This window comes from Pantoea sp. UBA4549 (assembly GCF_002387285.1).
In the GTDB taxonomy this organism is placed as follows: Bacteria; Pseudomonadota; Gammaproteobacteria; order Enterobacterales; family Enterobacteriaceae; genus Pantoea; species Pantoea borealis.
Genome location: NZ_DGLH01000007.1, coordinates 169,578 through 183,153, shown reverse-complemented (window position 1 = coordinate 183,153; position 13,576 = coordinate 169,578). Strand labels below are relative to the sequence as shown.

General features: G+C 56.6%; 11 protein-coding genes. 2 read left to right on the top strand and 9 right to left on the bottom strand.

Features of this window, described 5'->3' with window-relative positions; translation table 11 throughout:
- Nucleotides 1-262: 262 nt before the first annotated feature.
- On the top strand, nucleotides 263-1,567 hold the full coding sequence (locus B3041_RS05795) for an MFS family transporter (RefSeq protein ID WP_065648614.1): 1,305 nt from the start codon (nucleotides 263-265) through the stop codon (nucleotides 1,565-1,567).
- Here B3041_RS05795 and B3041_RS05790 read toward each other — a convergent pair whose 3' ends face one another.
- From B3041_RS05790 to trxC, 5 genes are all read right to left on the bottom strand, one after another.
- Entirely contained in the window at nucleotides 1,568-1,888 is a 321-nt protein-coding gene (locus B3041_RS05790; protein ID WP_292970044.1) for a YfiM family lipoprotein, read from the bottom strand.
- A 4-nt stretch (nucleotides 1,889-1,892) separates the two neighbouring features.
- Nucleotides 1,893-3,248: a CDP-diacylglycerol--serine O-phosphatidyltransferase gene (pssA, locus tag B3041_RS05785; RefSeq protein WP_065648616.1), complete on the bottom strand. Its 1,356-nt coding sequence runs from the start codon at nucleotides 3,246-3,248 to the stop codon at nucleotides 1,893-1,895.
- Nucleotides 3,249-3,322: 74 nt separating this feature from the next.
- The gene (locus tag B3041_RS05775; RefSeq protein WP_292970057.1) at nucleotides 3,323-6,022 is read right to left on the bottom strand and encodes a bifunctional acetate--CoA ligase family protein/GNAT family N-acetyltransferase; all 2,700 of its coding nucleotides are present in this window, start codon (nucleotides 6,020-6,022) and stop codon (nucleotides 3,323-3,325) included.
- A gap of 86 nt (nucleotides 6,023-6,108) precedes the next feature.
- Entirely contained in the window at nucleotides 6,109-6,813 is a 705-nt protein-coding gene (locus tag B3041_RS05770) for a tRNA-uridine aminocarboxypropyltransferase (RefSeq protein WP_065648618.1), read from the bottom strand.
- Nucleotides 6,814-6,889: 76 nt separating this feature from the next.
- Complete coding sequence (gene trxC / locus B3041_RS05765) at nucleotides 6,890-7,309, bottom strand: thioredoxin TrxC (RefSeq protein ID WP_065650425.1); 420 nt, start codon at nucleotides 7,307-7,309, stop codon at nucleotides 6,890-6,892.
- A gap of 156 nt (nucleotides 7,310-7,465) precedes the next feature.
- Between trxC and B3041_RS05760 the strand changes: the two genes are divergently transcribed.
- On the top strand, nucleotides 7,466-8,668 hold the full coding sequence (locus B3041_RS05760) for a tRNA/rRNA methyltransferase (RefSeq protein WP_065648619.1): 1,203 nt from the start codon (nucleotides 7,466-7,468) through the stop codon (nucleotides 8,666-8,668).
- A 40-nt stretch (nucleotides 8,669-8,708) separates the two neighbouring features.
- On the opposite strand, the gene emrB is transcribed toward B3041_RS05760, so the two are convergent.
- The 4 genes from emrB to B3041_RS05740 form a co-directional block, all read right to left on the bottom strand.
- Nucleotides 8,709-10,244, bottom strand: a complete 1,536-nt coding sequence (gene emrB, locus B3041_RS05755; RefSeq protein ID WP_292970040.1) for a multidrug efflux MFS transporter permease subunit EmrB — start codon at nucleotides 10,242-10,244, stop codon at nucleotides 8,709-8,711.
- 16 nt (nucleotides 10,245-10,260) lie between these two features.
- The gene (emrA, locus tag B3041_RS05750; RefSeq protein ID WP_292970038.1) at nucleotides 10,261-11,433 is read right to left on the bottom strand and encodes a multidrug efflux MFS transporter periplasmic adaptor subunit EmrA; all 1,173 of its coding nucleotides are present in this window, start codon (nucleotides 11,431-11,433) and stop codon (nucleotides 10,261-10,263) included.
- A gap of 148 nt (nucleotides 11,434-11,581) precedes the next feature.
- The gene (gene mprA, locus B3041_RS05745; RefSeq protein WP_065648622.1) at nucleotides 11,582-12,112 is read right to left on the bottom strand and encodes a transcriptional repressor MprA; all 531 of its coding nucleotides are present in this window, start codon (nucleotides 12,110-12,112) and stop codon (nucleotides 11,582-11,584) included.
- Between the two features lie 174 nt (nucleotides 12,113-12,286).
- Nucleotides 12,287-13,465 carry an MFS transporter gene (locus B3041_RS05740; protein ID WP_292970036.1) on the bottom strand — a complete coding sequence of 393 codons (1,179 nt, stop codon included), beginning with the start codon at nucleotides 13,463-13,465 and terminating at the stop codon, nucleotides 12,287-12,289.
- Between the last annotated feature and the right edge of the window lie 111 nt (nucleotides 13,466-13,576).

The window sequence follows — 13,576 nt, the reverse complement described above, 5'->3', positions numbered from 1 at the left end:
ACAAGTAAGAGAGCCCTGAACCGACGTTCAGGGCTTTTTTACGTCTGCAGAAAACACAGAAATGAGTAAAATTTAAGCTTTTTTCAGCCAGCTGACGATAAAGTCAGCGATGCGGTCAGGCTGGTTGATATTCAGAACCGGCACCTGTCCTCATTCTTTATTATCGCGTCTCATTCCGGAGCAGCGACAATTCCCTTACCGGGCAAACTAATGTTTTACTACCCGCTTCGCGTTCTTTCTTCGCAAGGAAATGAGGTAAAGCATGACCCATCTGGAACATCAAAACAGCCGACCGCCCGTATCAGCAGCCGAAACGCGGCAAAGAATCAGGGCAATTGTCGGTGCATCATCCGGTAACCTGGTTGAGTGGTTTGACTTTTACGTTTACTCTTTTTTCTCCCTCTATTTTGCCCATGTCTTTTTTCCGGCAGGCGATACCACCACGCAGCTACTGCAAACAGCAGGGGTATTCGCTGCAGGTTTCCTGATGCGACCGATTGGCGGCTGGCTGTTTGGCTACATTGCCGATAAACATGGACGTAAAACCTCCATGCTGATCTCGGTCTGCATGATGTGCCTGGGCTCTCTGGTAATAGCGTGCCTGCCGGGCTATGGCGAAATTGGCATAGCAGCGCCGATCATTCTCCTGCTGGCACGTATGTTTCAGGGACTGTCAGTGGGTGGCGAGTATGGCACCAGTGCAACCTATATGAGTGAAGTCGCGCTGGAAGGGCGGAAAGGCTTTTATGCTTCTTTTCAGTATGTGACGCTGATTGGCGGTCAGCTGATGGCAGTATTAACCGTAGTCGTACTGCAACAGTTGCTGGATGATGAAGCGCTGCGCAGCTGGGGCTGGCGTATTCCGTTTTTCATCGGTGCCGGACTGGCCATCGTCGCACTCTGGCTGCGACGCTCTCTCAATGAAACCTCTGAGAAATCGCATCGTACGCATCGCGATGCGGGCAGCGTGATCGGGCTGTTACGCAATCACTCACGCGCCTTCTTTATGGTGCTTGGCTTTACCGCCGGCGGATCGCTGAGTTTCTACACCTTCACCACCTATATGCAGAAGTACCTGGTCAATACTGCAGGGATGGATGCGCGCAGTGCCAGCGGTCTGATGACCGGTGCTTTACTGGTCTTTATGGTGATCCAGCCCATTATCGGGGCGCTATCCGACAAAATCGGACGGCGGGCTTCCATGATGATATTTGGTGCAGGTGCTGCAACGTGCACCGTGCCTGTCCTGCTGCTGCTGCAACATACCGACAATCACTGGGTCGCATTCCTGCTGGTTATGCTGGCGCTGGTTATCACCAGCTTCTATACCGCTATCAGCGGTATTCTTAAAGCTGAGATGTTTCCGCCAGAGGTGCGTGCGCTGGGTGTGGGACTCTCTTATGCGGTGGCTAACGCGATTTTTGGTGGATCGGCGGAATATGTTGCACTGCTGATGAAAAGAGAAGGCATTGAAACCAGCTTCTTCTGGTACGTCTCAGCCATGGGCGCACTCTCTTTCCTGGTTTCGCTTATGCTGCATCGCAAGGGTAAAGGAATTGCGCTGTAGTCAGTGACGGATATTCCAGAGCATGATGCCGCTGGCAGCACCGGCGGCATCCCATGCCAGGTCTTTCCAGCTCCAGCCGCTTCCTGCCGCACGGCTGTCATATAACTCTTTTGCCGCACCAAAACTGAGTGAGAACATCAGGCCAAAACGCAGATTTTGGGCGTTATCCTGCTGCTGATGATGGGCAATTTCGCTGCCGGCGGCAGCAAGCAGCGCGGAGGAGACATAGTGCTGCGCTTTATCTTTACCGGTCCAGCTATCCTGCGCCTGATGCGCACATCCGCTACACAGCAACGCTATACAGAGGATGCACGCCCGCACGATTTTACAGCAACCTGCTGATCAGCCGGTCGATGCGGATACGTCGCAGACGACGGATAAGCTTGCGCACTTTTGCGGGGTAGTCGGAGATACTTTCCAGCTCGCGAAAGTGAGTCACCACCGTAGTATGTTCGCGGATTAGCGTCAGCTCTTTCTCGCGCTGTTCCGCCAGCTGATTAAGCGGATCGTGTATCAACACGGCATTTTCCAGATCCAGACGCCACGCGCGCGGATTAAGGTTGTTGCCGGTGATCATCATCCACTCATCATCAACCCAGATGCCTTTCAGGTGATAGCTGTTCTCACCATCTTTCCACAGGCGTACCGTCAGCTGACCGTTATCAACATAGTACTGCAGGCGGCTGAGAAAACGGCGCAGGTTAATCTCATAAAGGTAGGGCAGGGCGCCAATCACTTTGAACGGTTCAGACGGGGGAATATAGAAATCATTCGCCGTTTTATCGCCGACAATAATCTCAACATCTTTACCCTGACGCAGCAGATGGATCAGATTACGCACCAGTATGGCGGGCAGATTAAAGTAGGGTGTGCAGAGCGTAAGTTTCTGCTCGGCGCAGGGCATCAGATGGAAGATGGTTTTGTTCAGTAAACTGCGTTTGCCCAGACCAACCAGCGGCGTTACCGCCAGCGTATCGTTGCCGGCATCGCCGGTAAAGTGATAATGAAAACTGCGCAGCTCGCTGCGAAACTGACGCGTTTCGTTTTTGATTTCCGGACTGGAAGGGCGTTCAGTCTGATCGAGGCGATTGACCGCATCAGACTGTTTCAGATTTTCATCGATCCACTCATACATCGCATTTGCCAGCTGCGGATTGCGAATCAGCTGATAGCGATCGTAGCGGTACCGTTCATGCTGATGCAGATAGACATCATTCAGGCTGGCTCCGCTGTAAAGCAGCGTATCATCAATGATAAAGCCTTTAAGATGCAGCACGCCCAGCGCTTCCCGCGTATTGACCGGGATGCCGTAGACCGGAATGGCAATATCCGGATACCGGGTGGCCATCTCACAATACCAGTCAGCATTGGTCAGGCCGCGCGCCGCACCGATACGTCCGCGCTGTGCACGATGCCAGTCCACCAGAATAGAGATATCCAGTTCCGGGCGAGCCTGACGCGCAGCATACAGCGCCTCCATAACGCTACGGCCGCCATCATCGTTTTCCAGATAGAGCGCAGCAATACAGATGCGTTTTTCTGCCGCGGCAATTTTTGCCAGCAGCGTCTCGCGAAACTCAGCAGGCGAAAAAAGCGTGGTCACATCCGACACAGATTGTGACAGTTTAGGCAGCTGTGCGAGGTGTTGTTGGTGTTTATTGCGTTTAAATTTAGACAACATCACAGTGCACTTCTTCTCTGTTCATTGTATGGCCTTTTGCCATCAAATCATGATCCTAACGTCAAATAATAACATTAACTCACCTGATAAGGAGGATTTTTACCGTTCTCTACAGGCGGCGTTCCGACGTCAATTAACGGTAAATTAAGCGTGACAATGCCATCATCAAGCTGAATATTCACGCGAAAGTTAAGTTTGCGTGCCAGTGTAATCATGCCGCTATTGTGTGGCATGGTTATACCGTTCAATTGTTGCAGACCATGATCGCGGGTATAACGAATCATCTTCTCCAGCAGTCGTCGTCCCATACCCAGTCCCTTGAGATCGGAACGGACCAGTACTGAAAACTCAGCATCGACATTATCGGCGTCAGATATCGCCCGGGTAACGCCGATGATCTCTTCAGCGCCTTCCCGCTGGCGTACCGCCACAATCGCCATTTCGCGGTCATAATCTATCTGCGTCATATTGGCTAAGTCATCATGGGTGAACTCGCTGATTTCACTGAAGTAGCGATAGTAGAGATCTTCTTTAGTCACCTGCGCAATAAAGGCGCGCAGCTGCGGTTCATCCTCAGGCAGAATCGGGCGAAACAGACAGTGCTGGCCATCCTTCAGGGCAACCTGCTCTTCCAGATGCTGTGGGTAAGGGCGGATAACCAGCCGCGCCTCGCTGTCGCCGCTAAACGGGGCCAGCTGCAGCGTGACATCAATCAGGGTAAACGTCTCTGCCGATGCCAGCAGCGGATGAATATCAAGCCGCTGAATCTCCGGACAATCCACTACCAGGTTTGAAACCTGTACCAGCAGCTGGCTCAGCCCGGCAATATCCAGTGGATGCAGCGCGCTGCGGCTGCGGATTTTGCCGCTTTTTATCGCCTGAATCACCAGATAGCGCGCCAGCGTCATATTCAGCGGCGGCAGCGCTACAGCGGCCTGCTTATCAGGCTGCCATTCCGCTCCTCCTTCGCCCAGCAGGATAATAGGCCCAAACAGCGGATCCTGGTCTACCACTACGCGTAGCTCCTGAGCACCAGCCCGGCTGGCCATACTCTGTACCAGCAGGCCATCCACGCGCGCCTGCGGATGCGTGATGCGCACGCGCTCAAAAATAGCCTGGGCGGCCTGTTTCACTTCAGCAGCACTGCGCAGATAAAGCATCACGCCCTGTACTTCAGACTTATGGGCGATATCAGGCGAGCGCAGTTTGAGGGCTACCGGATAGCCCGTTTGCTCAGCAATGGTGACCGCTTCCTGACTGTCGCTGGCGATCCAGCCGGGCAGCGTTGTCAGGCCATACGCCTGCATTACAGGCTGCACCTCATGGGTATCCAGCGTGGTCACGCCGCTGTCGAGCGCCTGCTGCAGCAGCTGATGTGCTTTAGCGCTGTTTTGCTGCAGCCCTGGCGGCAGCGCCGGCGTTTCCCGCAGCTGCTTCTGGTTACGGCGATACTCAACCTGATGCATAAATGCGGTCACGGTGCCTTCCGGCGTGCGCCAGGTCGGAATGCCGGCCTGAGTAAAGGCGCGCCGCGCCGCCTGGGATGAGGACTCACCGCACCAGTTAGTCAGCAGCGTGATCTGCCTGCCGCGTGGATGACGCGCGAGTGCAGCAATAATCTGCTCCGCCGTTTCAGTTGCTGGCGCTACCGCACTGGGGGAGTGAATAATCATCAGCGCGTCAAACTCATGGCTGTCGAGCAGCAGTTCAATGCAGGCAACATAGCGTGCGGGGGTGGCATCATCTTTTAAATCCAGCGGGTTTCCCCGACCAGCGCCCTCCGGCAGCAGGGACGCAAGTCTCTGCCGCATCGCCTCATCCAGAGAGGCCAGTTTGCCGCTGCGCGCATAAAGTGCATCCAGCGCCAGAGCAGCAGGCGCGGCGCCGTTGCTGACGATCATCAGGCGCTCGCCGCGCAGCGGACGCATGTGGCTGAGCGATTCAACCGCAGAGAACAGTTCATGCGTATCCTGCACGCGCAGCAGGCCGGCGCGCTGTATCGCGGCATCCCAGGCGGCATCCAGACCGCTCAGGGTGCCAATCATCGCCTGCGCTTCGCGACTGCGTCCGCTTTTAATGACCAGAATAGGTTTATTACGTGAGGCGCTGCGCGAAGCGGAGACAAAACGCCGGGCATCGCTCAGGTGTTCAAGGTAGAGCAGAATAGCGCTGGTTTTCGCATCGCGGGCCAGAAAATCGAGCACGTCATCGACATCGATATCGAGGCTGTCGCCCAGCGCGATAAACCAGGAGAAGCCGAGATTCCGCTGCTGCGCCCAGTCGAGGATGGTATTTGACACTGCGGCAGACTGTGAAACAAAAGCAATACGCCCTTTAGCGATGGGCACTGGCGAGAAGCTGGCGTTCAGCCCCTGCCACGGGGCCAGCAGTCCAAGACTGTTAGGACCGAGCAGGCGAATTTGCCACTGGCTGGCGCAGGTTTTCAGCGTTTCAAGCTGGCTGGCGGGTGAGGAGAGAATAATGCAGGCTCTGCAGCCTTTTTCGCCCAGCTGCTGCAGCAGCTCGGGATTGCGCTTTGCATGGGTGCAGATGATCGCCAGGTCAGGCGCAAAAGGCAGACTGGCGATATCGGGCCACGCCAGCACGCCCTGTACCGCCTTATATTTTGGCGTGACCGGCAGCACCGGGCCGCTGAAGCCGCCCGCCAGCAGGTTACGCATCAGAAAATAGCCGGCACGCCCCGGCGTTACCGAGGCGCCAATTACCGCAATCGATTTAGGTCGTAACAGCGCTTCCAGTCCACGTTGACTCATCATCCACTCCTGCAGTCGGGATTGGCATGATTGTAAACGCTTTTACGGTGAAAACCGATTTGCTGCTGTCAGGCTGCGAGCCAGCTTCAATTTTCGCTGCTGTTTATCGCCTGCTGCGTATGAACCGGATGATGCGGTTTGCCCGCAAGGTAAGCATGACGGAACTGTTCAAAGTGCTGCTGCAGGGCGCTGGCAGCAAGACTGTCACCCGCCTGAGCCAGCAGCGCTGCGGCGACCTCAGCCGTGCAGTGCTGTCCTTCACCGTGCGCCTCGCGCAGCGTATAGCGCGAAGGCGTACTCACGCTAAGCGACATAACGGGAAAAGTGTCCAGCCACGGGCTTTTACGGAACATCTTGCGCGCCTCGGACCAGGTGCCATCCAGCATAATAAACAGTGGCGGTTTACCGCTGACCGGCGGCGTGGTCAGCACGTCGCGTCCGGGATCGGCATAAGACGCAGGAAACACCACTACCGGCTGATAGTCACTGCTTTGTACTGCTGCCAGCAGCGCCGGATCGGGCTCCGTCCGCGACCAGCCGAAGGCGAGGGTATCTGGCAGCACATCGGCAATCAGGCGTCCGGTATTGCTGGGCTTCATCGGTTCAGTATCAAACATCACCAGGCAGAAGCGGCTGCGCGACTGCTGCGGCTGCAGCGTAGCACACAGGCAATTCTTGTGCGGCAACAGGCAGCGCTGACAGCGTACGACGCGATTACCGCGCGCCAGAAAAGGCCGGGTGGCGCGGGCCAGACGTTGCGCCCGTAAGCGCAGAACAGCATTTTCAGACATAGATGTGCAGGGCAGGAAAAACGTCAGTGTAATAGAAGGGGGAAAGCAAGGCCAGCAATGTGCCGGCCTTCAGTGACTACAGGGTTTCATCGAGCCATTCATTAAACGGCGTTTTCGGCATTGCGCCATTCAGCATATCGACCATTTCGCCCTGTTTAAAAATCATGATGGTCGGGATCGTGCGGATACGAAAACGCGTGCTCAGCGCCTGCTCAGCTTCCGTATTCACTTTGATGAAGCGCACTTTGCCACTGCGTTCGGCCGCAACTTCTTTAAACACGGGCGCAAAGTTTACGCACGGTCCGCACCACGGTGCCCAGAAGTCGATCACGACCGGCAGGTCATCCTGCAGATAGCTATCCAGCGTAGCGGCCGTGGCATTCACCACTTCACCGTTGAAAAGCGCTTCGCCGCAGCGGCCGCACTTCGCACCGTCGGTCAGGCGCGCTTCGGGAACGCGGTTAACTGCCTGACAGCCGGCGCATACAGTATTTATTGTCATCTCAAACCGGTCCTGTAAATCTGGTAATAGAGTCGTATTATGAAAAGGCTGAATGCTATGCTCAATCTGGATTACCCAATAGGTTCAATAGTTGATAGCTAAGCGCTGGCACATCAGGTAATCTTCGCGCTCTCAATGCTGGAGGAACAGATGAACGACGAATTTAAAGGCAAAAGCGGCAAGGTAAAAGTGATGTATGTACGTGAAGAGGAGGGCGGCAGTAAGCCAAATCCGCGTACCGGCAAAGGCGGCCGTCCTGCTGCGCGCCAGGAAGATAGTCGTCGCTCTGCTCCCCGCAGCAATCGCAATAATGACGAGGGCGATCGTGCCCGCGCACCGCGCAGCGGTGACGACTCCGGCCGCTCGCGCAGCCGTGATGACGCCGGCCGCTCACGTGCGCCGCGCAGCAGCGATGATGCCGGACGTGGCCGCCGTACGGACCGTAACGACCGTAATGACCGTAACGACCGTAGCAATCGCCCTGAGCGTAACGACCGCGACGATCGCGGCTTCAGCGATTCGCCGTGGCGCACCGTATCCCGCCCGCCGGTTGCCGCTGCAGAGAGCGCGGCGGATGATGCCGCTGACGCGAAGCCGGTCATTGATTCTGAGCAGATCCGCCGTCAGCGCCAGGAAGAGACGCGTGTCTATGGCGAAAACGCCTGTCAGGCGCTGTTCCTGAGCCGTCCGGAAAGTATCGTGCGCGCCTGGTTTGTCCAGAGCGTTACGCCGCGCTTCCGCGAAACGCTGCGCTGGCTGGCCGCAAACCGCAAAGCGTATCACGTGGTTGAGGAGGCTGAGCTGGCGAAAGCGTCCGGTACCGAACATCACGGCGGCGTCTGCTTTATTATCAAAAAGCGCAGCGGTATGGCGGTATCAGAGTGGCTGAAGAAGGCAGAGCGTAAAGATTGCGTGCTGGCGCTGGAAGATGTCAGCAACCCACACAACCTGGGCGCCATTATGCGCAGCTGCGCGCATTTTGGTGTGAAGGGACTGCTGGTGAACGATGCGTCGCAGCTGGAATCGGGTGCTGCCGTTCGTACTGCTGAAGGCGGCGCTGAGCACGTGCAGGCGATTAACGGTGAAGATTTTGCTGCAGGTCTCGAAGCGTTTCGTAAGGCGGGCTACACCATCGTGACCACGTCGAGCCATGAGGGCACGCCGCTGGCGCGCGCTGAACTGCCGGCGAAAATGGTACTGGTGCTGGGGCAGGAGCGTGAAGGTCTCTCAGACAGCACCTTCCGGCAGGGCGATCTTAGCCTGTCAATTGGCGGAACCGGCAACGTCGAGAGCCTGAACGTCTCGGTAGCAACCGGTATTCTGCTGGCCGAATGGTGGCGTCAGAACGCATAAAAAAAACGGGCCATTACGGCCCGTTTTACATGGTGGCGGCTTAGTGCGCGCCGCCACCTCCGCCGCCTGCGCCAAACGGCGGATGGGCAAACCATACCAGCACCAGCAGAATCACAAACACTCCCGCCGATGCCCAGAAGATCTCATTGGCTGAAATAATCAGACCCTGATTGGTAATCTCCCGCGCAATCCATGCAGACGCCTGCTGGTGGCTCATCCCCATCCCTTCCAGCTGCGCATACATCTCCTGCGAATTCTGGTTGTAAGGATTGACGGATTCACTCAGATAGCTGTGATGCATTGACTCGCGGTTGGTCCACAGGGTGGTAGTGATCGAGGTACCGATCGACCCCGCCAGCGTACGCACAAAGTTAGAGAGGCTGGAGGCGGCCGCCAGGCGCTCCGGCGGCAGTCCCGATAGCGTAATCGTGGTCAGCGGCATAAAGAAACAGGCTACGGCAAAGCCCTGAATAAACTGCGGCCAGGCGGATGCGCCAAAGTCCATGCCGGGTTCAAAGGTATAGGCGCGCCAGTAAAAACAGACGGCATACATGATAAAGCTAAAGGTCACCAGCCGGCGCATATCGAGCTTGTGGGCAAAACGGCCGATGATAGGTGAGAGGATCACCGGGATAATCCCGACCGGTGCCGATGCCAGTCCGGCCCAGGTGGCAGTGTAGCCATAGACCTCCTGCAGCAGCTGCGGCAGCAGGACAATGGAGCCGAAGTAAAGCATATAAGCCAGGCTTATCGACAGGCAGCCAATGGTGAAATTGCGCATTTTGAACAGCGACAGGTCAACTATCGGATGATCATCCGTCAGCTCCCACACCAGCAGCACCGCCAGCGCCACCACGGCGACCACCGTCAGCACGATAATCTCTGTTGAGCTGAACCAGTCCAGCTCTTTACCGCGATCCAGCATCACCTGCAGCGCCCCGATACCCACCACCAGCAGCACCAGACCGACAATATCGATCGGGCGGATCTCTGTTTTGGTTTCGCGGCCACGCAGCGTCTGCAGCGTCAGCATCACCACCACAATGCCAATCGGCACGTTGATAAAGAAGATCCAGCCCCAGTGATAGTTGTCGCTGATCCAGCCGCCGAGGATCGGGCCACAGATTGGCGCGACGATCACCGTCATCGCCCACAGCGACAGCGCAATGCTGCGTTTGGCAGGCGGATAGTTACTCAGCAGCAGGCTTTGCGAGAGCGGGATCAGCGGGCCGGCCACAATGCCCTGCAGAATACGGAAAAAGATCAGCATCTCCAGGCTTTCTGACATGCCACACGCCCAGGAGGCGAGCGCAAACAGGATTGTCGCCCAGGTAAAGAGCTTCACTTCACCGATGCGTTTTGCCAGCCAGCCGGTAATCGGAATCGAGATGGCGTTAGCCACCCCGAACGAGGTGATGACCCAGGTGCCCTGTGAGTTAGAGGCGCCCAGGTTACCGGCAATGGTCGGGATCGCCACGTTGGCGATGGTTGAGTCGAGCACCTGCATGAATGTCGCCAGCGACAGGGCGATAGTCATCAAAACAAGGGGCGCGCCCTCAAGCGGTTTTTGTGCCATAACAGTCTCCGGCGGATCAGCCCGCGTTGGCACGAACGATAGCGGTAATCATCTGGTTAACCGGTGCGAGGTCGATAGCCAGCGCATTGCTCTCATACGCCGCCTGCGGACGTACGGCACCCGCCAGCACGGCGCCCTCTTTGTTCTGCGTATCAATTTTCACCAGGGTCGAAAGGCCGATGCGCAGCGGATGCGCCGCCACTTCATCCGGGTTCAGCTCAATACGCACCGGCAGGCGCTGTACGACTTTGATCCAGTTACCGGTGGCGTTTTGCGCGGGCAGCAGCGAGAAGGCGCTGCCGGTACCCATATCGAGCCCCGCAACCCTGCCGTGATAAACCACGTCATCGCCATAGATATCGCTGACCACGGTTGCAGACTGACCGATACGTACGCCGGCAAGCTGCGTCTCTTTGAAGTTGGCATCTACCCACAGGTTGGTGGCGGGCACCACCGCCAGAAGCGGGGTGGTAGTGGAGATTTGCGAGCCGACCTGCACGCTGCGGCGTGAAACATAGCCATCAATCGGGCTGCGAATATCGGTACGCTGCAGATTAAGCCAGGCATCGCGCAGGGCAGCAGCGCTCTGCTGTACCGCAGGCTGATTTTCCAGACCGGTATTCAGGATCATCGCCTGGTTGGCATTATATTGCTGCACAGCCACGTCAAGCTGCGCTTTGGCGGTCGCAACGGCGTCGCGCGCGTGCTGCAGCTCTTCGCGGCCAATCAGATTAGAGGCACCCAGCGGTTCGCGGCGCTTCAGGTCGGCTTCTGCCTGCTCCAGTGCCGTCTGCTGCAGCTTGATCGTGGCCTGATACTGCCTGCCGTTGATCATCAGCTGGTGCGTCTGGCGGACGCTGGTGGCCAGGGCGGTCTGCGCTTTTTCAAAAGCCTGCTGCGCATCGGTTTTGTCCAGTGAGACCAGCACGTCACCTTTTTTGACGCGATCGGTATCATCAAACCACACTTTATTAACGCTGCCGGAAACCTGCGCCATCACCTGCACCTGATTGCCAGCCACATAGGCATCATCAGTCTCCTGAAAATGCCGCAGCACCAGATACCAGTAAGTCAGATAGCCAATGCCGGCCACAATAAACACGACAGCCAGCAGGATCAGCGCAAGTTTACGCTTCTTCTTCTTGTTTGCAGGCTGTTGCGGGCTTTGAGCTTCCGCTGTCGCACTCATGTCGTTCTCCACGTTTGCCATAAGTCGGGATGTGCTGATCCATCAACACGGTAACCCGAATCGAAAAAGCCAGCGCAAAAGGCGCTGGCCAGATAAAGGAAAATTAAAATAGCGATTTCGGCAGGGGGTTGTGTCGCACTTCTTGCTATTAGCGAGAGAGTGAGGCGATAACCTGATCTTCGTCCATTTTATCAAGACGGTTAAGCAGCTTGCGCGTGATGGCTTCCAGCTGCTCCTGCTCGGTTGCGCTCAGTGACGACCAGAGATACTGCAGGCTCTGGTGCTGTGGCGGCAGCAGCTGACGCAGAAACTCGTTGCCTTTTTCAGTCAGGTGCAGATGCAGGCAGCGGCGATCGTTGTCGCTTTCACGGCGTTCGATCCAGCCGCGCTTTTCCAGTTCATCCGCAATGCGCGTGGCGTTGGTGCGTGAGGAACCCAGCGCCGAGCTCAGTTCTGATGGCTGAATGCTCTGGTTTTCCTGTGCATCCAGCGTGATCAGCGCCATAAATAAGGTTTCGTTAATTCCCTGCGCCTTGAGCATTTTGTTGCGATTATCCAGCAGCTTGCCCTGCATATGCATACACAGGCGGGTCAGGATAATTTCCTGCAGCGGAAAATCTTTATGGCGATTTGCCCGGACGTTCAGCATCTGCTCAATGGGAGTAAACGAACTTTCCATCTAAAAAAACCTCTTGATTGCAACGTAGAAATATCACATTCAGCGCGCTAACCGCTTCGCTGTGGAATAATTTCGAGAGTAAAAATAACTTCAGTGAATAAGTACACTGCTAACGATATCAAACTCACCTGTTAATGGACAGCGCAGCTTACCGATTTGCGCTGTTTTTCTTGCTCAGGCAGGCTCTGCGCGGGCATTACGCCACCAGATTGCCAGATTAAGCAGCGTTGCCAGGGCGCCAGCCGCACAGACGCCATACCAGCCAAACAGATGAAACGCATTTGCCGAGATAACCGAGCCCAGCGCACCCCCGGTAAAATAGCTGGTCATATAGCCGGAGGTCAGGCGATTGCGCGCTTCAGGCAGGGTGCGATAAATCACGCTTTGATTGGTGATGTGCACCCCCTGAACCGCCAGATCCAGCAGCACAATACCGGCAATCAGCGCCAGCAGGCTGCTGCTGCCCAGAGCGGTAACGCCCCAGGAGATCAGCATGATCACCAGCCCGGCGCTGGTGGTGAGTTTTGCTTTGCCGCGGTCGGCCAGTCCGCCTGCCTGACGCGCCGCCAGCGCGCCTGCTGCCCCGGCCAGACCCAGCAGGCCAATCTCGCCCTCGCTGAAATTCCACGGCGGCGCGGCCAGCAAAAAAGCCATTGAAGTCCAGAGCATGCTGAAGTTTGCAAAACTCAGGCAGCCGGTAAGTGCCCGGGTACGTAATACCCGATCGGCGCTGAACAGGGAGAAAATAGAGCGCAACAGCTGCAGGTAGTTAAGCGGCACGCGCTGCTGGTAACGCGGCAAATAGCGCCACAGCGCCAGCGCCATCAGGATCATCAGCACGCTGGCGCACCAGTAAACGCTGCGCCATCCTGCAACCTGAGCCAGCACGCCGGCTACGGTACGGGCCAGTAAAATGCCCAGCAGCAGACCACTCATGACCGTGCCTACCACTTTGCCACGCTTTTCCGGAGCAGCGAGCGTTGCGGCCAGCGGTACCAGCAGCTGTGCGACCACCGAGAAGAGACCGGTTATCACGGTACCCAGCAGCATTAACGTCAGCGAAGAGGAGAGGGCGGTCAGCATCATGCCGCCCGCCGCCAACAGGCTCATTGAGACAATCAGGGCACGGCGTTCCAGCATATCGCCCAGCGGCACCAGCAGCAGCAATCCACAGGCGTAGCCTAGCTGCGCCGTAGTCACGATAAAGCCCGCGACACTGACTGAGAGGCCAAAATGATGCGCGATTGTGTTGAGCAGCGGCTGCACGTAGTAGTTACTGGCCACTGCCAGCCCTGTCGCCACTGACATCAGCGTTACTAATGGGGCACTGAGACGTGCCGGGGATGAACTCATGAGCTGACACACAAAGAAATAATCATATACGGGTAATAGTAACCGAAAAAATTATTTCATTGTTGTGATAATTGACAGGACATACCAGTCCCCTTCAGCGCACGCTGCGCT